The following is a 21776-nucleotide window of genomic DNA, read 5'->3' as shown; positions in this document are numbered from 1 at the left end:
AGTAAAAATCCACACAAGTTGTTCTTCATATTCTCTTAATGATTAATTTATCACTTCGTCAGTGATAAATAAGACGCAATAAACATTTAACAACTTAACCCTCTAAGCCAAGTTCGTTTGCTGTATCGCGTCGGGATGAGCTCATTATAGGGCAATTTCTTACACACGCAAGTGCTTTTAACTGATTGTTTTATTGAGTGTTGTATTTTTATGCACTGTTTTGGTTCATTTTTAGGCTTTTTGTCGCGTAAGCTTTTAATATTAAAGCAGAAATATGAACAAAATATTTCTGCTTTATTTTTTAACTATTTTTTCACATTTGTTTTTATTGTTTGAATACTGATGATTTTTACAGCTTGTTTAGGTACATCTTGGTGCATACCCACTGTTTGTGTTGGTGTCTGTACAATTTTATCGACGATATCCAGTCCTTGTGTCACCTTACCAAATACGGCGTACCCAGGGTTTCCAGCAGACTTATTTAAAAAGTCGTTATTTGCAACATTAATAAAGAATTGACTGGTTGCAGAGTTTGGCGCATTAGTCCGTGCCATAGCCAAAGTCCCACGAACGTTCTTTAAGCCATTGCTAGATTCATTCTGGATCGCTGGTTGAGTAGCCTTCTCTTTCATGTTGCTATCAAAGCCACCGCCTTGAATCATAAAACCAGGGATAACACGATGGAAAATGGTGCCGTTGTAAAATTGACTATTTACATAGCTCTTAAAATTTTTTACTGATATCGGTGCTTGATCATCATAAAGCTCTATATTGATGTTGCCTAAATTGGTTTTAATTTGCATATCTGTATTGGCGAACGCTTGATTCACCAAAACCACTAAAGCAAGACCGATGCCTATTTTTTTGATCATTCTCTTTTCCTTAAACATTTTAAATTAATAAGCCTCTCATAGTAGTCTGCTTTTATTCTGTTGAAAAATGACATTTAAACACGTTTACCAATACTCAACAGTATTCACGACTATATCTATATAGCTGTCATAAACCTTGCTGGTTGTTGAATATGTTGATGATGCTTTATAAGCAAGAAAGCAGTATAGCTAAGTTATTGTTGTTAGCTTTTATAGAGCGATTACTTTTTTTGATTATTTTTCAATCAATCACTTTTGTTCCACGTGAAACAAAAGTGACTTGTACAAGATGATATTGTGTTATTGCTTATCCCAGAATTTACGGAACTCTTTACTCATCTCTATAACGTATTTTTTAGCTTTACGTGAAACAGGGGTTAAATTAATAAATCCGTGGGTTTGATCTTCATAATCCTGATAATGAACCTTTACGCCATTTTGACGTAACTTATAAGCATAAATTTTACCTTCATCGTGCAAAAGATCATGTCCAGCCGTTACTACAAATGCAGGGGCAAGTTTCTTTAGCTGGCCATTGGTCGGTGAAATGATTGGATCATCCAATGCCATATTAAAACGCGTCGCATAATAGTCGGTCACATAATCAATATCTGAGCCTGTCAACACCAAGCCATCTTTATAAGCAAAGAAAGATGGATGTCGACTCTTAAAATCAACGGCAGGATAAATCAAGAACTGGGCTTGAGGCGCAAACACTGTATTGACTGTGCGTTGTGCAACAACAGCGCTAATATTTCCGCCCGCGCTATCTCCTGCAACCGCAATCCGGTTTTTGAGAATTTTAAATTGACGGCGATTTTGATACACCCAAGCCAAAGCATCTTCACAAGATTGAATTAAGTCACGTGGGCCAACTTCAGGTGCGAGTGGATATTCAATACTTAAAACCTGAACTTTTGCATGAGCAGCAATTAAGCGACACACTTCATCATGGGTGTCTACACTACCTACCACAAAACCACCGCCATGATAAAATACAATCATTGGCAATTTTTTATTTGGTGCAGGATGGTAATGGCGTGCATAGACGCTGCCACTTTGCAACGGAAGACGAATATCTTCAACAAATTGGATATGGGTCGGTTTGTTTATAATAGATTGCATTTGTGATTCAAATTGCTTTCTAGAGCGCTCTACATCTGCGCCAATAAAACCTACTTTGCCCTGTTTAAGTTGAGCTGCCATCAAACATTTGGTGAAACTATCCAATTGAGGAAATTGGTACGGGTAACCCAATAACTTGGTTAATGACTCTTGAGCGAATGTAGGCAAACGATCTAAAGCCCTACCTGCCGAACCCTGCCCTTTTTCGACTAAATCATGAATACTACGTTGAAAAGCAACCATTACGATTCTTCCTTAAATGTTCAAATTCTTCATATTGTCTACATGATCAGGCATCGACTGACTATAATCTTATACAAGTCTCATCATCGATATACAAATATAATTTTTAAATACGCTAATCTGAGTTAAATGACTTGTCATTGACTATTTTGCTATATCTGAATTTTTTTTTGCTATTTTGCTTGTTAAATGGAGACAACTTATGGCTATAAAAGCATTAATTGTTTCATTCATAACATCTATTATTGCTGTTGGTTGTGTTGCATTTCCTGAAGATGGTTATGACTCTCGCGGCTATGGGCAACCCGTATATCGAGATTATGGCTATGGACAACGCTATGATCCAAGATATGACCGAAACAATGATCGCCAACGTTGGGAACGCGAGCGAGCTTATCGTTTACAACAAATGCGCATTGAACAAGAACGGCGCCAAAAGAACTGGGATAAACAACGCTGGCAATATGAACAAGCCAAACGTGATCAAATGAAAAAACAGCAATGGGAACAACATAGAAAAGATTGGAACAATAAATCAAATCGTGACCACCGCTGGGACAACCGACCTGATCAAAAACAGTGGCAACAGCGTGATCGTCAAAATCAACAACAGCAACGTGATAAAAGACGTGATGAGCGTAAAAACAGAGATCACAACAAAGATTAATCTTCAAGAATTTGGGGCGAACCCAGATTCTTTTGTCTTTTTAGCAAACAATTTATTCATTTATAAAAGCAAACGTAATGATTTTCCTCAGTAATTAATAGCTTCTGACATTTCTTCTTTGCTGAGGAAATTTTGTCATTTGGGTCATTGCGAACTGACTCATTTCAAGTAATGATTTCAATAACATCAATTCATCATTGAACTCGAACAATTGATTTGGAAAATCGATTGTTCAGAATAGATCATGTTGGGTTTAGCAATAAACGATTTTCTAAACTAAATACATTTTTGATGTCACAAAGTTCTATTGGTCGAGGCTCTTCGATTCAATTGAACATGAATAATATTGATCATGGAAAGGAAAAAAATAATGAAATGGTCTAACGCTCTCATTGCTGCTGCGGGTCTTTTGCTTGCAACATCTGCCACTCAAGCAAAACAAGTCATGTGTGTATTTGATTTAGTGGGTAAAAATGGTGATGTTTTTACCTTAATGAAAGATTATCAACTTGCAGCGAAAAACTGGGGTGCGGATCTGGAATTAAAAGTGAATTCAAATGAATCTGTTATTGCAGAAGATTTTAAAGCGGGTAAATGTGATGCTGTCAGTATCACAGGTATGCGTGGCCGCCAATTTAATAGTTTCACCGGCTCTTTAGATGCAATTGGTGCGATTCCAGATCTCAATCTCGCAGTAAAAGTAATGCAAGGATTAGCAAATCCAAACTTTGCAAAATACATGACCAGTGGAAAATATGAAGTTGTTGGTGTTATTCCAGTAGGTGATGCTTTCCTGATGGTCAATGACCGCAATATCAATACCGTTGCAAAAGCAGCGGGTAAAAAAATTGCGGTACTCGACTATGACCAAGCACAAAAAATTATGGTTCAACAAATTGGTGCTCAAGCAGTTGCCGCAGATGTTACAAATTTTGGCAGTAAATTCAATAATGGTCAGGTTGATATTATTGGTGCACCTGCAGCGGTATTTAAACCTTTAGAGCTGCATAAGGGTTTAGGGACTAAAGGCGCTATTGTGAATTACCCACTGCTACAAGTCACAGGTAATATCATCATTCGTCCAGATAAATTCCCTGCTGGCTATGGTCAAAAATCTCGTGATTGGATTAAAACGCAATTGCCTCGTGCAAACACTATCATTGGAAAAATGAAAGCAGATATTCCGGCGAAATACTGGATGCAAGTTCCAGATGGTGATAAACCTGGTTATCAAAAACTCATGCGTGAATCGCGTATCAGCTTGACCAAACAAGGCGTTTATAACAAACAAATGATGAAAATCCTTTGGCAATTCCGTTGTAAAAACGATCCGAAAAACTTTGAATGTGCGCTACAAGATGAGAACTACAAATAATTCTAGATTAAATCCGATAAATTTAGTCTGAATTTACTTTAAAGTTCACTCACTGACCATATATTGAGTATGTTATACTGAATATATGGTCTTTTCATTTAAGCCATTTGAAATCTGAGGAACAATATCATGACCGCCCAAGCACTTGAGCTGACTGACAATGCTGCAAATAAAGTTCGCCAACTTCGTGATAGCGAAGGTAATCAAGATCTGATGTTACGTGTCTATGTAACGGGTGGCGGCTGTTCAGGATTTTCTTATGGTTTTAACTTTGCCGAAAGTATGAATGAAGATGATGCTGAATTTATAAATGGTGATGTAAAAATGTTGGTTGACTCGTTGAGTTATCAATATCTCGTCGGTTCTAAAGTTGACTATATTGAAGGCTTAGAAGGTTCACGTTTTATTGTAGAAAACCCGAATGCAACAACAACTTGTGGTTGTGGTTCATCATTCTCCATTTAATTCAAAGCATATTTTGAATCAAATCATGCCCTCTTCTTATGAGGGCATTTTTATGGTTAGGACATCAAGGTTAAATCGTTTCTAAAATATATTGGCTCAATTGTTTTGCATTCTGCACTGGTATCCAATGCGTCGCATCCATCACAATTTCTTTATAAGCTGCTTTTACATAATGATGATTTAAGGCGACGCTTTTAGAACCGATCGCTGAGTCATGTTTGCCCCAAATAAATAAAGTCGGCACACAAACTGGTTGGGTTAAATTTTTATTTGAACTAAATGGAAGTCCCCGATACCAATTTAATGCAGAACTTAGACGCTTTTCCACCACGATGTCTTGTTGGAAATCTTCGAGTTGTTTTGCGGTCATTCCTGAATCTTTTAATAAGCCCAGACCCAACTTTGGTAATTTCTCAAATAATAATTCTGGAATTTTGGGTAATTGGAATAAACCAATATAGTAAGATTTTAACAATTGATTACTGCTGAACATCGAACGCATAAATGCTGCTTTATGCGGTACAGAAATCGTAATCAAATGTTTTATTTTTTCAGGATAACGTTGTGCAACATCCCAAGCAACCACTGCCCCCCAATCATGTCCAACTAAATAAACCTGTTGTTGGATCATATCGATTAAAGCATTTACATCTTCAACCAAAGCAGAACTTCTATAATCACGGCGGTTTTGCGGTTGTGCACCTAAACTATAACCACGTTGATTGACAGCAAAAGTACGATAACCGTTTTGATTCAGGATCTCTGCAGTTTCTTGCCAGCTTTTATTGGTTTCAGGAAAACCATGTAACAAGACAAAAGGCTGTCCATCTAAAGGACCTGAATCTATCACATCAAAGCTAAAACCCTCTCTTTGAAATGATTCTATGCGCTGTTTCTGTATCGCTAAGTTCATTGTGATCTCAGTTTTAATTTTTATTGATAGTGGAAGCTTATGCACTATTTTTTAACAGCAGTAAAGGACAATCTCAGCGCTAAACAGGTCGATCATTGTTCTACAAAATATCTCACACTGCTATACCGCACTTGTTCTTGTTTTAAATATTGATTGCTAAGGTGTATCACTCACCTTAGCAATCATTTCAGTTTTAAACTGCTGTAATCGTGCCTAAGATACGATAGCCTTTTGCCCCCGTAACAGCAGGTAGGTTGCCACTTAACTGTTGGTCAAAGCGCATGGCGAGCCATGCAAATGCAGTTGCCTCTACCCATGTCGGTGCTAAGCCCAGTGCGGAAGTCGATTGTACAGACCAATTGTGCTTACGTAGACGCCAACGGAGTTGTTCAAGTAGATGTGAGTTATAAGCACCTCCACCGCAAACATAGACCTCACCCGTATCTAGAGGTGAACGATAAATAGCTTTCTTAATGGCACGTGTCGTGAGTTTCATCAACGTTGCCTGAATATTTTCAGGGGTATCTTCTAATTCATCATATTCTAAATCATTGCGCCAATCTAAAATCTGCTCATCTAACCATTCCAAGTTAAAGTCTTCACGCCCTGTACTTTTTGGCGGTTCTTTAGAGAAGTATTCATTTGCTTGAAGGCGATCTAACAATGAACGTATCGGTTGACCATAAGCTGCCCAATTGCCATTTTCGTCATAAGGTTGCCCAGTATAACGATGACACCACGCATCCATAAGAATATTGGCAGGACCTGTATCAAAACCATAAACATTCTGCTCATCACCAGCAGGCAGCATGCTGACATTGGCAATCCCCCCTAAATTGAGAATCACTCGATGAATGGTTGAATGTTGGAATAAAGCTTGATGAAACGCTGGAACTAGAGGAGCACCCTGCCCACCTGCCGCCATATCACGACGACGAAAATCTGAAATCACAGGAATTTGAGTAATTTCCGTAATAATATTTGGATCACCAATTTGTAAAGTAAACCCGTGTTCTGGGCGATGACGAATAGTTTGTCCATGACAACCAATCGCTTTAATTTGGCTTTTATCTAAATTATTTTCTTGTATAAGTTGGTTAATGCCATTGCCAATCATGGTTGCAAGAGCGACATCAGCCTTACCCATTCGATCGATTTCATTATCATCAGGTAAGGTCAATGCCATCAATTCATCGCGTAAATGAGGATCAAAAGCGACTGTAAGCGTGGCATGGATATGTAAAGGATCAAATGAAGCAGCAACAAAATCGACGCCATCCATGCTGGTTCCAGTCATTACGCCAATATAGATTGTTGTCATGAGATATTCTTCGCCTGCATTATGCTGAAAAAATGTTAGTATATCGCACAAATAGTCTAACTGAAGTATTTGGGTTTTTGTAATGTCAAATTTCCTGCCGGCTGAAGAACAACTTGCCCTCATTCGCCGAGGCACTCACGAAATTATTTCTGAAGAAGATCTTCTGAAGAAACTAAAAGAAAATCGTCCTTTAAAAATTAAAGCAGGATTTGATCCAACTGCCCCAGATTTACATTTGGGTCATACTGTTTTAATTAACAAATTAAAAGCGTTTCAAGATCTTGGTCATGATGTCACATTCTTGATTGGTGATTATACCGCCATGATTGGTGACCCAACAGGTAAGAGTGCGACTCGTCCACCACTATCGCGTGAACAAGTTTTAGAAAATGCCAAAACATATCAAGAACAAGTGTTTAAAATTCTTGATCCAAATAAAACCAAAGTTCGTTTTAACTCTGAGTGGTTTGCAACAAAAACCGCTGCTGATTTGATTCAATTGGCTTCGCAGCAAACTGTTGCGCGTATGCTAGAACGTGATGACTTTACTAAACGCTATAATAGCCATCAACCGATTGCTATTCATGAGTTTTTATATCCTTTAGTTCAAGGTTACGACTCTATCGCGCTTGAAGCCGATGTTGAGCTCGGTGGTACAGACCAGACCTTTAACTTACTTATGGGACGTACTCTTCAAGGTCGTTATGATCAAGAAGCTCAAGTATGTATTACCGTACCAATCCTAGAAGGATTGGATGGCGTTAATAAAATGTCGAAGTCTTTAGGCAACTATATTGGTGTATTTGATGCCCCTGGCGCAATGTACCAAAAAGTATTGTCTATGCCTGACAGCTTGATTGAACGCTATTTTGAATTACTCAGCTTTAAGTCTATGGACGAAATTGACGTTCTTCTCAAAGAAATGGCTGAAGGTCGTAATCCGCAAGACATTAAGAAAATTCTTGCACTTGAGTTGGTTGAACGCTTCCATGGCGCAGAAGCTGCTGAACATGCACATAAAGGTGCGGGTAACTTAATCACAGAAGGTGAGCTACCTGAAGGTACGCCTGAAGTGACTATTTCTCGTGGTGAATACAATGGAGAAATCTCGATTGTGTCTATTTTACGTGCCGCAGGCTTAACCAAGAATTCAGCACAATCTAAAGATGCTGTTTCACGTGGAGCCGTAAAAGTAGATTGGGAAGTTGTGGATGCAAACTTCACTGTGAAAGAAAATGTTACTTTGGTTATTCAGGCAAGTAAAAAAGCCATTGCAAAAGTGACCTTTACCGATTAATCCCGTCTAAGCCAATAAAACCAGAAAAGCCATCAACATTGATGGCTTTTTTATTGAATAAATTTATTCACCTGCAAGTGAACATTCAAAGTTGGTGCGATCTACCGTACAGCGTGCTTTTTTCAGTACCGACATCATTACAGGATCGTACACCCCTCTTTTTGTTAACTCAATCCGCCCTTCTCGCAATAATTTCTGATAACGGAGTGCATCATCCTTGGACACATTTAATTTATATTTTGCTGGGATCTCAGCTTCCATTTTTTCTATTTTCTTAAATGAACTTGGTAACTGCTTCACAGCCCACTCACGTGACTTAATACCAAAACCTTCTGGAAATTGCTCAGGTTTAATAATTAAATCAGCAGTCACATTCACTACGGGATAAGTAAACATTGCACCATTGCTACCTAAACCTTTATAAATTTCCAATGGTTTATAGGCATAGGCTGGCGAAGCAATCGCATCCACCTCACCATCATTAAATTTTTTCACAAAATTAAAAATATCAGAAGGAACCCCGATTGCGCCTACACGCTCAACGGCAACCTTTTGTGCAAGATCATAATGCAGATAGGCAAACTTTTTACCTTTGCCCTTCTCCAAAGTATTCATTGCGCGATCTTTAACAAAGATATAAGCAATACCAATCGGGGTAATCATTGCCAATTCATATTTGACCCCATTTTTTTCAGAAACCAATCTTTTTGCATTGCGTTTATCCAAGGCATAGTTGATCGCTCTTCTGGCAATTTCATTGTTGGGAATTCCTCCCAAAGCATCAATAGATCCACCAAATTTATTGTATTCACGTGAGCGCATCGTGGTCATTGCCGCGGCATCACATTTATTGGTTTTAAAATTTTTATCCACGGCTTCTTCTGACTGATACACGGTTAAATTAATATCAGCACCCCATGCTTTGGCTGCTAAAGCCCATTCTTCCATGAGTTTATAAGATTCACCCGCTTTACCCAGTAAATCAAACACACACACATTTTGTTTTGCCTGTAGTAGAGGTGAAAAAAAAACTGAAAAAACAATCGGTAAATATCCTATTTTATTCATCATCTAACGTCCATATTTTTATAAATAGATTTATCCTTGTAGATGTAAAAGCAATCCGAGTCTTTTACTTTAACTACACATTTTTAAGTGATACTGTGATTAATTCTACATAAACTGGATATTTTGTGTTAGTTTTTTAACCAACTTTTAGATGAAATAAAAAATTTAGAGCAAAATTCTGATAAAAATAAGCGGCTGAGCTGATTTTATTGAGTGGTTTTAAAATTAAAATATTCTAATGATTGCTGTTGGTTTGGAAGATATACGCATTTTTTTTATTGAAGCATTCACAATAAAGCATTGTTTGTTTTTTTGAATTGATCCTATTTACCCAATTTATTGTGCATTTCACTCAAGAAAAGACATTTTGTCACTTCTTTTATCAAATACATTTTTTGAACTCTACCATTTATCCTTTACTATACCGCATCCGATATTCAATAGTCAGTTTCCTATGATTCAGTTAGACCAACTTTCAATTCGCCGTGGTGGACGCATTTTATTCCAAAAAGCGTCTATGCAACTTCATCCTGGTTGGAAAATTGGTTTAACAGGTGTAAATGGTGCGGGTAAATCCACATTGTTCTCAGCACTTTTGGGTGGAATGGAGTCAGACAGCGGTAGCTTAACTCGTCCAAATATATGGACCGTCGCCCATATGGCTCAGGAAATCAAAGCCTTAGATATGAAAGCTATTGATTTTGTGTTATCTGGCGATGAAGAATATTGGCTCATCCAAGACAAACTAAACCATTCTGAAGATTTGAGTAATGATGAGTTAGCGCATTTATATAGCCGTTTTGAAGAAATTCATGGCTATACAGCTGCATCTAAAGCATCTCAACTGATGGCCGGTTTAGGTTTTTTTGAGCATCAATCAGAACTCTTGGTTTCAAGTTTCTCTGGTGGGTGGCGGATGCGTTTAAATCTTGCTCGCACCCTGATGAGTCGCTCAGACTTACTATTACTCGATGAACCGACCAACCATTTAGACTTAGATGCAATTTTATGGTTAGAAGATTGGCTCAAGGCATATGAAGGCACGCTCATTTTAATTTCACATGACCGCGATTTCTTAGATGCAATCACAGATCATATTTTACATATCGAAAATCAAGTACTGACTTTATATACTGGTAACTATTCTACTTTTGAAACCACACGTGCTGAGCGATTAGCACAACAACAACAAGCGTTTGAAAAGCAACAAGAAGCTAAAGCACACTTACAAAAATTTATTGACCGTTTTAAAGCCAAAGCGACTAAAGCACGACAAGCGCAAAGCCGTATTAAACAACTTGAACGTATGCAAGAGCTTGCCCCTGCGCATGTAGATAATCCATTTACCTTTAGTTTCCGTGAACCAAGCAAAATGAGTTCACCGCTGCTCACACTCGAACATGCAGATATTGGCTATGGCGATAAATTAATTGTCACCAATGTAAATTTACAAATTACACCAAGCAGTCGTATCGGTTTACTGGGAATGAATGGTGCAGGTAAATCGACCCTAATTAAATCTTTAGTCGGTGATTTACCGCTGATTCAAGGTTTACGTAAAGATTCTGAGTTACTCAACATTGGTTATTTTGCCCAGCACCAAATGGATGCTTTAGATGGCAATGCCAGCCCGATGTTACAACTTTCTCGCATTGCTGACCCAAAGATCAGTGAAGCAGCATTACGCTCCTTTTTAGGAAGTTTTGGCTTTAGTGGTGAACGTATGGACACCCCAAGCGAAAGCTTCTCTGGCGGTGAACGTGCGCGTTTGGCTTTGGCTTTAATCGTCTGGCTGCGTCCAAATGTTTTAATTCTCGACGAACCGACTAACCATTTAGATTTAGATATGCGCCATGCACTTACGATGGCTTTACAGGATTTTGAAGGTGCTGTGGTTTTAGTTTCCCATGAACGTCAGCTGATCGCTTCAGTCTGTGATGAACTTATTTTGGTTCATGCAGGTCAAAGCAAGGAATTTGACGGGGATTTACAAGATTATGCAACGTGGTTACGTCAAGCACGTATCGATATGATCAAGAATGGACAACAGCCTAGTGCACCTGTTCAATCTCAGGTGGTTGAAAAGCCAAGTATTTCAAAACTCGATAAAGAAGCACAACGTAAAGAAGCAGCTCGTCAACGTGAACTGAGCCGTCCTATTCGTAAAAATATCGAGAAAATTGAAAGTCAAATTGGAAAAATTCAACCTAGACTCGTAGACATTGAAGCATTACTTGCAGACTCAGCCCTTTATGAGGCAAACCGTAAAGATGATTTACTCAAACTCATGAATGAACAGACAGAGTTAAAAGTAAAATTAGAACAAGCTGAAGAAAAAATGCTTGAACTGATGATGGAACTAGAAACATTAGAAAGCTCTTTTGATTAAAAAGTGCTTTTAAATACAGCAAGCCCCTCAAATTAGCTAGAAATAGGCAAATGCCTTTCTAGCTTTTTAATAAAATATAATTAAAAATCAATAAGTTAATTAATAAAAGATATTTTATTTAAAGTTTTAACCGTAACTTCATTGCCTCAACAAAATTTAAAGTTCTATACCTCTTCTCATAAATCATCAGTAATTCAATACATAGCCACGCTATGCAAACACGCTCAGGTATTGTTTCTCATTACTCTAGATTTCCCCAGATCAAAAAGAAGGCTTTTTAACACAATAATCGAATAAAAATCATAAGCTTATTTTATTTAACATCCAAACCACATCCAACAGCCACGTCCAAGCCTAAAAGCATCTTCAAATCGATAAAATACAATCATAACTTTTATTTATAATAGGCAATTTCCACCGTGGAACATATTAGCTCAACTAAATAATAACTAAAAAGGCTTTAAAAGGGACAGTTCATTTGAATTTAAAAATGTTTTTTATCAATTACATGTGGATAAGTTAAAATTTTAAAACAGTTCTTTTGACTCATTCTTTGACAGCATTTTTTAACGATTTTGAAGTTTTATATGCAAATAAATCAGTCTGTATTGATCGAATTTAGGCTTGATTAAAAAGTTACCCACATACTTATCAACATCATTTTGGTTAATAATAGAACAAAATTCAAGTGCAAAATTTAACCGTTCGTCGCTTTTTATAATGAACATTCATCTAATTTTTTTGATTTCAGCAAAATTATTTAAAATTACATAGATCATGAATTTCGAACAAGTTGTAATGAAAAAGCATAACTCGGGCTTAAAAAACTGATTTACTTATAAAAAGATTGTCGATGAAATGAGAGTTAAGTCGCTAATTCACAATAATTGTCAAAAAAAAAATAATAAATGGAGTAAATGCTCTATTTTTTTCAAACAAAGCTGATTAATATTGCGCTTATGGAAAAGTTCCTAAAGATGGATAAATAGATAAGGACGAAAATATGAAAAAAATTGCATTCGCTATTGCTGCAACTTCAATCGTTGGATTTAGTTCAGCATCTCAAGCTGCGACAGATGTCTGCGTATTTGACTTATTAGGTAAGTCAGGTGAGTCATTTCAAATGGCGCAAGAATGGGCATTATCAGCAAAAAGTTGGGGCGCTGATATCAATCTCATTCCAAAACAAGATGAAGCTGTTGCAGATAACGACTTTAAAGCAGGCAAATGCGATGGCGTATTTATGACTGCAATGCGCGCGCGTCAATACAATAAATTTGTGGGTTCAATCGACTCTATTGGTGGTGTGCCAAGTAACGCGATTGCACAAAAAGCCATTACTTTTGCCTTAGATGCGCGTAATGCTGCAAAAATGACCACAACCTTGGGTGGTAAAAAATACGAAGTTGCTGGTATTGCACCACTTGGTTCAGCATTTATTTTTGTACGTGATAAAAATATCAACTCGATTGAAAAAGCCGCTGGTAAAAAGTTTGCTGTATTAAGCTATGACAGCGCTCAAAAAATTCTAGTACAACGTGTTGGTGCACAAGCAGTTCCTTCAGATATCACCAACTTTGTTGCAAAATTCAACAATGGTCAAGTTGATATGGTCGGTGCGCCTGCTTATGCCTACAAACCGCTTGAAATTCAAAAAGGTTTAGGTGCAAATGGGGCAATGTTTAACTTCCCTGTATTACAAGTAACTGCTGACTTTGTCATCCGTCCTGAAAAATTCCCTGCAGGTTTTGGTCAAAAATCTCGTGATTATTTTGTGAAAAACTTGCCAAAAAGCTTTGCTATGATTAATCGCCTAGAAGCGACTATTCCAGCAAAATACAAAATGAATTTAACCGCTGAAGATAAGCTGAAATATCAAAAGTTAATGCGTGATGGCCGTTTAGAACTGACTAAACAAGGTATTTATGATTCAGGCATGATGTCTGTGTTGAAAAAAGCACGTTGTTCAGTAGATAAAGCCAACTTTGAATGTACGCTAGGTGGTGAATAATACTTTAGATGAAATAAGCTAAAGTCTACAAAAAAAACCAGCTTTGAGAAGCTGGTTTTTTTGTTTTAAATAGAAGCAGTAGCACTATCAAAATTAAAATAAGGGCTATAAAAAAGGGAATAAACCGAGGTTTATTCCCTTTTATTGATTAAAATAAGTTTAATTAAGCATCAATATCTGCATTTAATGCATTTTCTTCAATGAAAGCACGACGTGGTTCTACATCATCGCCCATTAAACATGCAAACATACGATCGGCTTCAATCGCATCATCAATGGTCACTTGCAGCATATTACGGTTTTCAGGATCCATTGTGGTTTCCCAAAGCTGTTCAGCATTCATCTCACCCAAACCTTTATAGCGTTGGATCATCATGCCGCGACGTGAGTCTGTCAAAATGTGTTGCCAAACCTGATGGAAAGTCGAAACGTTGATTTTACGTTCGCCTTTTTGCAGATAAGCACCTTCTTCTAACAAGGTGAACCAGCTCTTCGAGTTTTGCAATAAACGTTTATATTCGCCCGATGCCAATAAACCCGCGTCTAATAAATAGCTATGCGGTAAATTGTGCACATAAATCGTTATACGCGGGAAATAAATCGTCGTTTTAAGCCCATCAGCAGTTTCTTTATCAAAGGGTTCCAAGCTCAACACTGGACGTAAACTCGGTTGCGTTGTTTCAATCGCAGTACGAAGTTTTTCACCCCATTGTTGTACATAATCTTGGTCATGATTTTGATCAAGTTTAAAATGCTCAAGACTCAATAAACCATCCAGCAAGGTCGCAGGATAACGCACAGTTAAACGCTGCAAACTCTTTTGAGAGGTTTGATAATCAGCAATCACTTTCTCTAATGCTACGCCACGAATTGCAGGCGCTTCAGCATTGACACGTAATTCAAGTTCATCAATCGCATTTGAAATCAAATAAGTTTCTAAAGCATCATTGTCTTTAATGTACTGCTCTTGCTTACCTTTTTTCAGTTTATACAGTGGTGGTTGTGCAATATAAATATAACCACGTTCCACAAGTTCTGGCATTTGACGGAAGAAGAAAGTCAAAAGCAGGGTACGAATGTGTGAACCATCCACGTCAGCATCGGTCATGATAATGATTTTATGATAACGCAACTTGTCTGGGTTATATTCTTCACGGCCAATACCACATCCTAATGCAGTAATCAGCGTACCCACTTCCTGTGATGAAATCATCTTATCGAAACGTGCACGTTCCACATTCAGGATTTTACCTTTGAGCGGAAGAATGGCTTGCATTTTACGGTTACGGCCTTGTTTTGCAGAACCGCCCGCAGAGTCACCCTCGACCAAGTATAATTCTGAAAGTGCTGGATCTTTTTCCTGACAGTCTGCCAACTTACCTGGAAGACCGGCAATATCAAGCGCACTCTTACGACGTGTCATTTCACGTGCTTTACGCGCAGCATCACGCGCACGTGCAGCATCAATGATTTTGCCTGCAATAGATTTTGCAGCCTGAGGATTTTCTAATAAATACTCAGAAAAGGCTTTGTTCATTGCCTGCTCGACAGCAGGTTTAACTTCACTCGACACCAATTTTTCTTTGGTTTGAGATGAGAATTTAGGATCAGGTACTTTAACTGAAACAATTGCTGTTAAGCCTTCACGCGCATCATCACCAGTAACTGCAACTTTCTCTTTTTTGAGTAAGTTTTCATTTTCCATGTAGCTGTTTAAGCCACGTGTCAACGCTGCACGGAAACCAGCTAAATGCGTTCCACCATCTTTTTGTGGAATATTGTTGGTAAAGCAACGAACATTCTCTTGATAGGTATCATTCCATTGCAAAGCAACTTCAACACCTATGCCATTTTCAGCTTGAGTGGTGAAATGGAAGATTTCATTGAGATGGGTTTTACCTTGGTTAATATATTTTACAAACTCAGATAAACCACCTTCGTAATCGAAGACATGTTCTAAGGCAACACGTTCATCACGTAGGACAATACGAACACCCGCATTCAAGAATGAAAGTTCACGTAAGCGACGTGCCAAAATATCGACATTAAAAATCGTTTGGCTAAACGTTTCAGTACTTGGCCAGAAACGAACAATGGTCCCTGTGGTTTCGACATCACCCACAATTTTTAACGGATAAACCGGATCACCATGTTTATATTCTTGTTGATGAATATGACCAGCACGATGAATCGTAAGTTCAAGTTTGCTTGAAAGTGCATTAACTACAGATACACCTACGCCGTGCAAACCGCCTGAAACTTTATAGCTATTATCATCAAACTTACCACCTGCGTGCAGAATCGTAAGAATTACTTCTGCAGCAGAGACACCTTCTTCTGGGTGAATATCAGTTGGAATACCACGTCCATTATCTGCAACGCTGACTGACTCATCTTCATGAATAGTCACTAAAATTTCATCACAATGACCAGCTAAAGCTTCATCAATCGCGTTATCGACGACCTCAAATACCATATGGTGTAAGCCTGAACCATCATCAGTATCACCAATATACATACCTGGGCGTTTACGAACTGCATCTAGACCACGTAATACTTTGATACTAGAGGAATCATAAGCCTTTTCAATGGTTGGTTCTGTTTGAGAAGCTATTTGATCTGCTGAACTCATGGTTTCTCCCTAGTGAAAAATAGGTCTTTCCAAAATTGGCTAAAATCTAAAATCATGTTGCAACAACACTTACCTGACCTTGGTCAACATTGAATAACTGGTAGGAAATAGACAAATCATGTAAATGTTTTTTTACTGATTCATGGTCTAGTGTGGTAATAAAAACTTGACTACCAAGTTGGCTCAATCGCTCAATTAAACGTTGTTGTGCGCTTAAATCTAATTCTGCTGTCACATCATCTAATAATACCACAGTTTCTTTATTACAGGCATGTAACATGGCAATTTGTGATAGTTTTAAAGCCATTATCAACAACTTTTTCTGCCCTCTAGACAGTACCACATCCGCTTCGCCTAAAGGGGTTTTTAATCGGATATCTGCACGATGCGGTCCATACTCGGTATAACGTCGATCAACATCTTTTTGGTGATATTGAATCAGGTCATTGGCCAAACCATGTTCCACATGGAACCCTGCACTGTATTCCATTTCAATCTTTAAATCGGGTAGCAACTGCGCCAAATCTTCTTGCAAATATAACTTCCATTGCTCAACAATCTCGACCCGTTGAGAATGTAACATTTCACCATAATCACTGAGCATTTTGTTCCACGGCTCTAAATCAAGCAAAGTCAGATTACGTTTGGTTTTAAGTAAGCTATTTCTTTGCTTTAAAGCGCGAGAATAATATTGCCATGCATGATAGAAGTCTGGTTCCACGTGAAACATGAGCCAATCCAACAATTGGCGACGTGGTTTTGCCCCATGATCAATAATATCAGTACTTAATGGGTCAATCAGTTGCAATGGCAAGATTTTGGCAAGCTGCCCTTGGGTTGCAACAGTATCACCATTGACTTTAATTAACTGCTCACCACTTTGCAGCTTTTGCATACCAATCTTTTCAGTCAAAGATTGGGCAAAAACAATGGCGTCTGATTGATTATTTTGAATGTAATTTTTCGGGATATGTGTTCGAAAAGAGCGACCTGTTGCCAATAAATGAATGGCTTCTAAAATCGAGGTTTTACCTGAACCATTTTGTCCATAAAAAACATTAAACGGTTGCAACTCATGCAGAGCAACCGTCTTGAGGTTTCGAACACGTTGTATATTTAAACGCGTAATATGCATGGCTATGATTTAAAAATAAATCAATTAAACACGCATCGGCATCACAACATAAGTTTGATTAGATTGGGTTGGATCTTGTACCAATACCGACTGATTCGCTTCCGACATGGTCATTGCGACATCATCACCATCTAAAACGCTTAATACATCTAAAATATATTGCGCATTAAACGACATTTCCATCGGTGCATTGGCATATTGAATAGCTAAATCTTCAATCGCTTCATCTTGCTCAGGGTTATTGGCACGTAATTGCAAAGAATCAGCATTAAAGTTTAAGAATACACCACGTAATTTTTCATTACTTAAAATCGCAACACGTTGTAAGGATTGCTTAAATACATCATGTGGAATATTTACAACTTTGTCACCACCACGTGGAATCACACGACGATAATCAGGGAATTTACCATCAATCAATTTTGTTGTGAAACGTACTGTAATATCGCCTTGTTCTTTGTCGCGGCTAGAGGTTTGAATGGTAACATTTAACAATTCACGACCAATTAACAAGGTCAGTTGCTCATCTTCAATACTTAAAAGGCGTTGTAACTCACCGACTGCTTTACGTGGAACAATGGCTTGAACCAATTGTGCAGCGGTTGAAGACGCTAATGTTTCACACAATGCTAAACGGTGCCCATCGGTAGTGACTGCGCGTAATTGATTTTCATCAATTTCCAATAATGTACCTGTCAGGTAAAAACGTACATCTTGCACAGCCATGGCAAATGAAGTTTTTTCAAATAAACGTTTTAATTCACGCTCAGTGACTTGAACTTGAGTGCCTTGGCTATTTTCATTGGTTAACAATGGATAATCTTCAGCAGGTAAGGTTCCTAAAACAAAGCGGCTGTTTCCAGATTTTAAAATACAGCGTTGATCTTCAGTGATCTGCAAATCAATCAAAGCTGCTGCTGGTAAAGATTTACAAATATCAACCAACTTACGTGCAGGAACTGTGGTTTCCCCTGCTTGTAAACATGCACCTTCAGCTAGAGTTGTACTTGCCACAAGCTCCACTTCCAAATCTGATCCTGTAATCGTAAGGGCTTGATTTGTAGCTTGAATTTTCACGTTTGAAAGAATGTTTAAAGTATGGCGACGTTCAACTGCTCCAACCACATGGGACAAAACATTAAGTAAGCTCTCTTTCGCGATTTTCAAACGCACGGTGGAATTCCTCTAACTAAATATGACAAAAATGTGGGTAATAAATTTTTTTTAATGACGTACTATGCGGCAGTTTATGCCGCATTGCAAGCGCATAATTTGTACAAATTTTAACTTTGTAACAGGCGCATGAGGTTTTTATAATCCTCATTAAAAATTGGATCTTCATCGCGTAAACTTTGCACTTTTTCACAGGCATGCATGACCGTACTGTGGTCACGACCGCCAAAAGCCATCCCAATTTCAGGGAAACTGTCTCCAGTAAGCTCACGCGCAAGCCCCATCGCCAACTGACGTGGTCGTGCGTAAATACGTGTGCGTTTTGGCCCCACCAACTCTTTCAATGGTATACGGAAGTATTCGCTCACTACGCGTTGAATATTTTCAGTACTGATGGTACGGGCACGAATCGCCAAAACATCTTTCAATGATTCACGAACCACTTCTAGATCAATTGCAGAACCCTTAAAGCGTGAGATTGCCACAACTTTGTTTAAAGCGCCTTCAAGCTCTCGCACATTGGCAACTACCTGTTGTGCAATAAATAAAGCGCAATTTCGAGGCAGATCGATGCCACTGCTTTCGGCTTTTTTCAGCAAAATTTCGATACGTGTTTCAATATCTGGTGGTTCAACCCCAACCGATAATCCCCATGAAAAGCGCGAGACTAAACGCGGATCCAATTCGGTTAATTCTTTTGGATAACGGTCAGAGGTTAAAATAATTTGTTTAGATTCATCCAATAAAGCATTGAATGTATAGAAAAATTCAACAAGACTGGCTTCTTTACCCGCCAACAAATGAATATCATCAACCAACAATAAATCTAAAGAACGGCAATTCTTTTTAAATTCTTCAACCTTGCCTTTTTGCAGAGAGCTGACAAAGTCTTGGACAAAGCTTTCCGCAGTCATATACATCACACGCGCATTTGGCTTTGCTTGTAATAATGCATTACCAACGGCTTGCATTAAATGCGTTTTACCTAAGCCTGTAGGGCCGTATAAAAAGAGTGGATTATGTTGAGATTCACCCAGTTGTGTTAAAACTTTGCGGCAAGTTTCAGCCGCCATTTGGTTTGAACGACCTTCAACAAATAAAGCAAAGTTAAATAATGGGTTAAGTTGTCGTTTCTTCACATTTTTTGCAGAAACAACTTCATATTCTTTGTCTTTTTTGGCTTTGACATGCTGTGTAGGCATTGGAGAACTTTCAAGCGCTGCCGTTGTGGTAGCAGGCTGTTCAGCAGCAGAAAGAATTGCACCAGGACGCGAGTCGACTAAAATTTCGACTTTACGAATACGACCTTCAGATAATTGTTCTGCCAAAATAGAAATCAGTTCTAAATGATGTTCTTGAATGTAGCGAGTCCAATATGGATTGGGTGCATACAGTTTTAAAGTATCTTCGACTTCTTCTGCAACCAAAGGACGAATCCACATGGCAAAGACATTATCAGAGAGCTCTTGTCGCAAGCGAGTTAAGCAGTCCGTCCAAAGCATGTGAAACCCCTTCATTCAATTTTAAATTCAAAAAAGACTATTTACCCCTACCCTGTAGGTGAAGGGGTCGCCATTCTAACCAAGTTATCCACATCTGTCATGGTTAATTCAATCTAATTCGCTCAAAAAAGCAACCTTCTGTAAATAAATTCAAATTCAAAGCAGTTGTGGATAAGGTTTTCCACAAGCTGTGGATAAATTATCACAGAAAGTTATCCACAATCCATCAAATTAATAGAAACATGGATACTCACAGGGTAAGTTATTATTATTTATCTTAAAAAAGCGGTTTTCCACAGAAAAAATGCTCCCTAATAATAATAAATATAAATTTTAAATTTGAATTTATTTATAAGGATCAGGATTTCTGTGGATAAAGCTTCAGTTATGAATTTAAATTCAAAACAATACGATTTTTAAATTTAAAATTGAGAAATTAAATTTAAATTGTGAATCAGCCTATGGATAACTTTGAGGATATATCTGTGCGTAACTCTTATTTGCATTATAAAAGAATAAGTTATGCTGTGAATATATATTTTTGATAATTTATTCAATTTAATCTATATAAAGTTGTTGTCTGGGTAAAAATAAAGCGTCTATATAAAAGAAATGTGTATATTTATTGACAGAATAAAGAATGCACAATACAATCGCGAACCTTTAGAAAAGATCAATTTTGGAGTTTCGATATGAAACGTACATTCCAACCATCTGAATTAAAGCGCAAGCGTGTTCATGGTTTCCGTGCTCGTATGGCTACTAAGGCTGGTCGTCAAGTATTAGCTCGCCGTCGTGCAAAAGGCCGTCATAGTTTAACTGTTTAATTTTTTAGACAGTTGATAGACGACTTGGGTGTTATGTCTCTTTATAGTTTCAGTCCAGAGGTGAGAATCCACTGCGCTGCTGATTACAAAGATGTATTTGATGGTGCGCTTTTTAAAGTGCATCAACCCCATTTTATATTCTTAGCAAAAGTCACCGAACAGCCTAAAAGCCGTTTGGGTATTGTTGTTGCAAAGAAGAAAGTGCGCCGTGCGCATGAAAGAAATCGAATAAAACGTTTAACGCGTGAAAGTTTTCGCTTAAACCAGCAAAATATAGATTTATTGGATATTGTGGTGATGCCTAAAGTTGGTATAGAAGCAGTTCCAAATGCTGAGCTTTTTCAGCAATTACAATTTGCTTGGTTGAAATTGCAGCGCATTGTTAAAAAGCACCATAAAATAGCTCAATCTTCCCCTCAAAAATAGAGGATACCAATGATTCGTTTATTGCATTGGTTGATTCGTTTCTATCAAATTGCGATTAGTCCTCTCATTGGACCTCGTTGTCGTTATATTCCGACTTGTTCTCAATATTCGTTAGAAGCGATCCATACGCACGGCGCATTAAAAGGTAGCTGGTTAGCGACCAAACGCGTGTGTCGTTGTCATCCTTGGGGTGGGTATGGTTATGATCCTGTGCCAAAAAAAACAATTCGTTTTATTTCATTTCAGCAAATAGATTCTCAAACGCTTCATGTTCCTGTACCCTTGCGTGAACGTTTATTGAACCAAAATCACTCTAACCACTTGGGGTAATAGAT

Annotated in this window: 18 protein-coding genes; 9 read left to right on the top strand and 9 right to left on the bottom strand. The window is 38.0% G+C overall.

Going from position 1 to position 21776, the window contains the following annotated elements:
* Positions 1-305 precede the first annotated feature (305 nt).
* Positions 306-872 carry a peptidylprolyl isomerase gene (locus ASC84_RS13535; protein WP_004718908.1) on the bottom strand — a complete coding sequence of 189 codons (567 nt, stop codon included), beginning with the start codon at positions 870-872 and terminating at the stop codon, positions 306-308.
* A gap of 300 nt (positions 873-1172) precedes the next feature.
* Entirely contained in the window at positions 1173-2240 is a 1068-nt protein-coding gene (locus ASC84_RS13530) for an alpha/beta hydrolase (protein WP_004718910.1), read from the bottom strand.
* Between the two features lie 202 nt (positions 2241-2442).
* On the opposite strand from ASC84_RS13530, the gene ASC84_RS13525 reads away from it, so the two are divergent.
* From ASC84_RS13525 to erpA, 3 genes are all read left to right on the top strand, one after another.
* Positions 2443-2907: a hypothetical protein gene (locus tag ASC84_RS13525; protein WP_056515547.1), complete on the top strand. Its 465-nt coding sequence runs from the start codon at positions 2443-2445 to the stop codon at positions 2905-2907.
* Positions 2908-3277: 370 nt separating this feature from the next.
* Positions 3278-4282, top strand: a complete 1005-nt coding sequence (locus tag ASC84_RS13520; RefSeq protein ID WP_004818193.1) for a putative solute-binding protein — start codon at positions 3278-3280, stop codon at positions 4280-4282.
* A gap of 129 nt (positions 4283-4411) precedes the next feature.
* Positions 4412-4747: an iron-sulfur cluster insertion protein ErpA gene (gene erpA / locus ASC84_RS13515; RefSeq protein WP_004718915.1), complete on the top strand. Its 336-nt coding sequence runs from the start codon at positions 4412-4414 to the stop codon at positions 4745-4747.
* 70 nt (positions 4748-4817) lie between these two features.
* On the opposite strand, the gene ASC84_RS13510 is transcribed toward erpA, so the two are convergent.
* Entirely contained in the window at positions 4818-5660 is an 843-nt protein-coding gene (locus tag ASC84_RS13510; protein WP_056515544.1) for an alpha/beta fold hydrolase, read from the bottom strand.
* Positions 5661-5853: 193 nt separating this feature from the next.
* Positions 5854-6981 carry an anhydro-N-acetylmuramic acid kinase gene (locus ASC84_RS13505; RefSeq protein WP_035370790.1) on the bottom strand — a complete coding sequence of 376 codons (1128 nt, stop codon included), beginning with the start codon at positions 6979-6981 and terminating at the stop codon, positions 5854-5856.
* Positions 6982-7063: 82 nt separating this feature from the next.
* Here ASC84_RS13505 and tyrS point away from each other — a divergent pair, with 82 nt between their 5' ends.
* On the top strand, positions 7064-8278 hold the full coding sequence (gene tyrS / locus ASC84_RS13500) for a tyrosine--tRNA ligase (RefSeq protein WP_004718921.1): 1215 nt from the start codon (positions 7064-7066) through the stop codon (positions 8276-8278).
* A 63-nt stretch (positions 8279-8341) separates the two neighbouring features.
* Here the strand turns inward: tyrS and ASC84_RS13495 are convergent, their stop codons facing one another.
* Complete coding sequence (locus ASC84_RS13495) at positions 8342-9346, bottom strand: putative solute-binding protein (protein ID WP_004718922.1); 1005 nt, start codon at positions 9344-9346, stop codon at positions 8342-8344.
* Positions 9347-9800: 454 nt separating this feature from the next.
* Here ASC84_RS13495 and ASC84_RS13490 point away from each other — a divergent pair, with 454 nt between their 5' ends.
* Positions 9801-11735 carry an ATP-binding cassette domain-containing protein gene (locus ASC84_RS13490; protein ID WP_056515538.1) on the top strand — a complete coding sequence of 645 codons (1935 nt, stop codon included), beginning with the start codon at positions 9801-9803 and terminating at the stop codon, positions 11733-11735.
* Between the two features lie 1003 nt (positions 11736-12738).
* Positions 12739-13746, top strand: a complete 1008-nt coding sequence (locus tag ASC84_RS13485; RefSeq protein ID WP_056515535.1) for a putative solute-binding protein — start codon at positions 12739-12741, stop codon at positions 13744-13746.
* Positions 13747-13909: 163 nt separating this feature from the next.
* Here ASC84_RS13485 and gyrB read toward each other — a convergent pair whose 3' ends face one another.
* The 4 genes from gyrB to dnaA all read right to left on the bottom strand — a co-directional run bounded on the left by gyrB (position 13910) and on the right by dnaA (position 20188).
* Positions 13910-16378 (bottom strand): DNA topoisomerase (ATP-hydrolyzing) subunit B, encoded by a 2469-nt coding sequence (gene gyrB, locus ASC84_RS13480; protein ID WP_056515533.1) that lies wholly within the window; start codon positions 16376-16378, stop codon positions 13910-13912.
* Positions 16379-16430: 52 nt separating this feature from the next.
* Positions 16431-17513, bottom strand: coding sequence for a DNA replication/repair protein RecF (gene recF, locus ASC84_RS13475; protein WP_004718931.1), 1083 nt, complete (start codon positions 17511-17513; stop codon positions 16431-16433).
* Positions 17514-17537: 24 nt separating this feature from the next.
* On the bottom strand, positions 17538-18686 hold the full coding sequence (dnaN, locus tag ASC84_RS13470) for a DNA polymerase III subunit beta (protein ID WP_004718933.1): 1149 nt from the start codon (positions 18684-18686) through the stop codon (positions 17538-17540).
* Positions 18687-18796: 110 nt separating this feature from the next.
* Entirely contained in the window at positions 18797-20188 is a 1392-nt protein-coding gene (gene dnaA / locus ASC84_RS13465; RefSeq protein ID WP_004818188.1) for a chromosomal replication initiator protein DnaA, read from the bottom strand.
* Positions 20189-20880: 692 nt separating this feature from the next.
* On the opposite strand from dnaA, the gene rpmH reads away from it, so the two are divergent.
* The 3 genes from rpmH to yidD are packed head-to-tail and all read left to right on the top strand — an operon-like array spanning position 20881 to position 21771.
* Complete coding sequence (gene rpmH, locus ASC84_RS13460; RefSeq protein WP_000831329.1) at positions 20881-21015, top strand: 50S ribosomal protein L34; 135 nt, start codon at positions 20881-20883, stop codon at positions 21013-21015.
* 33 nt (positions 21016-21048) lie between these two features.
* Positions 21049-21441 carry a ribonuclease P protein component gene (gene rnpA, locus ASC84_RS13455; protein WP_004718937.1) on the top strand — a complete coding sequence of 131 codons (393 nt, stop codon included), beginning with the start codon at positions 21049-21051 and terminating at the stop codon, positions 21439-21441.
* Between the two features lie 9 nt (positions 21442-21450).
* Positions 21451-21771, top strand: a complete 321-nt coding sequence (yidD, locus tag ASC84_RS13450) for a membrane protein insertion efficiency factor YidD (protein ID WP_004718939.1) — start codon at positions 21451-21453, stop codon at positions 21769-21771.
* Positions 21772-21776: the final 5 nt, after the last annotated feature.

This window comes from Acinetobacter sp. Root1280 (assembly GCF_001425285.1).
Classification (GTDB): domain Bacteria; phylum Pseudomonadota; class Gammaproteobacteria; order Pseudomonadales; family Moraxellaceae; genus Acinetobacter; species Acinetobacter guillouiae.
Note: the sequence above shows the minus strand (reverse complement) of the source record. Positions and strands in the feature narration are given on the sequence as shown.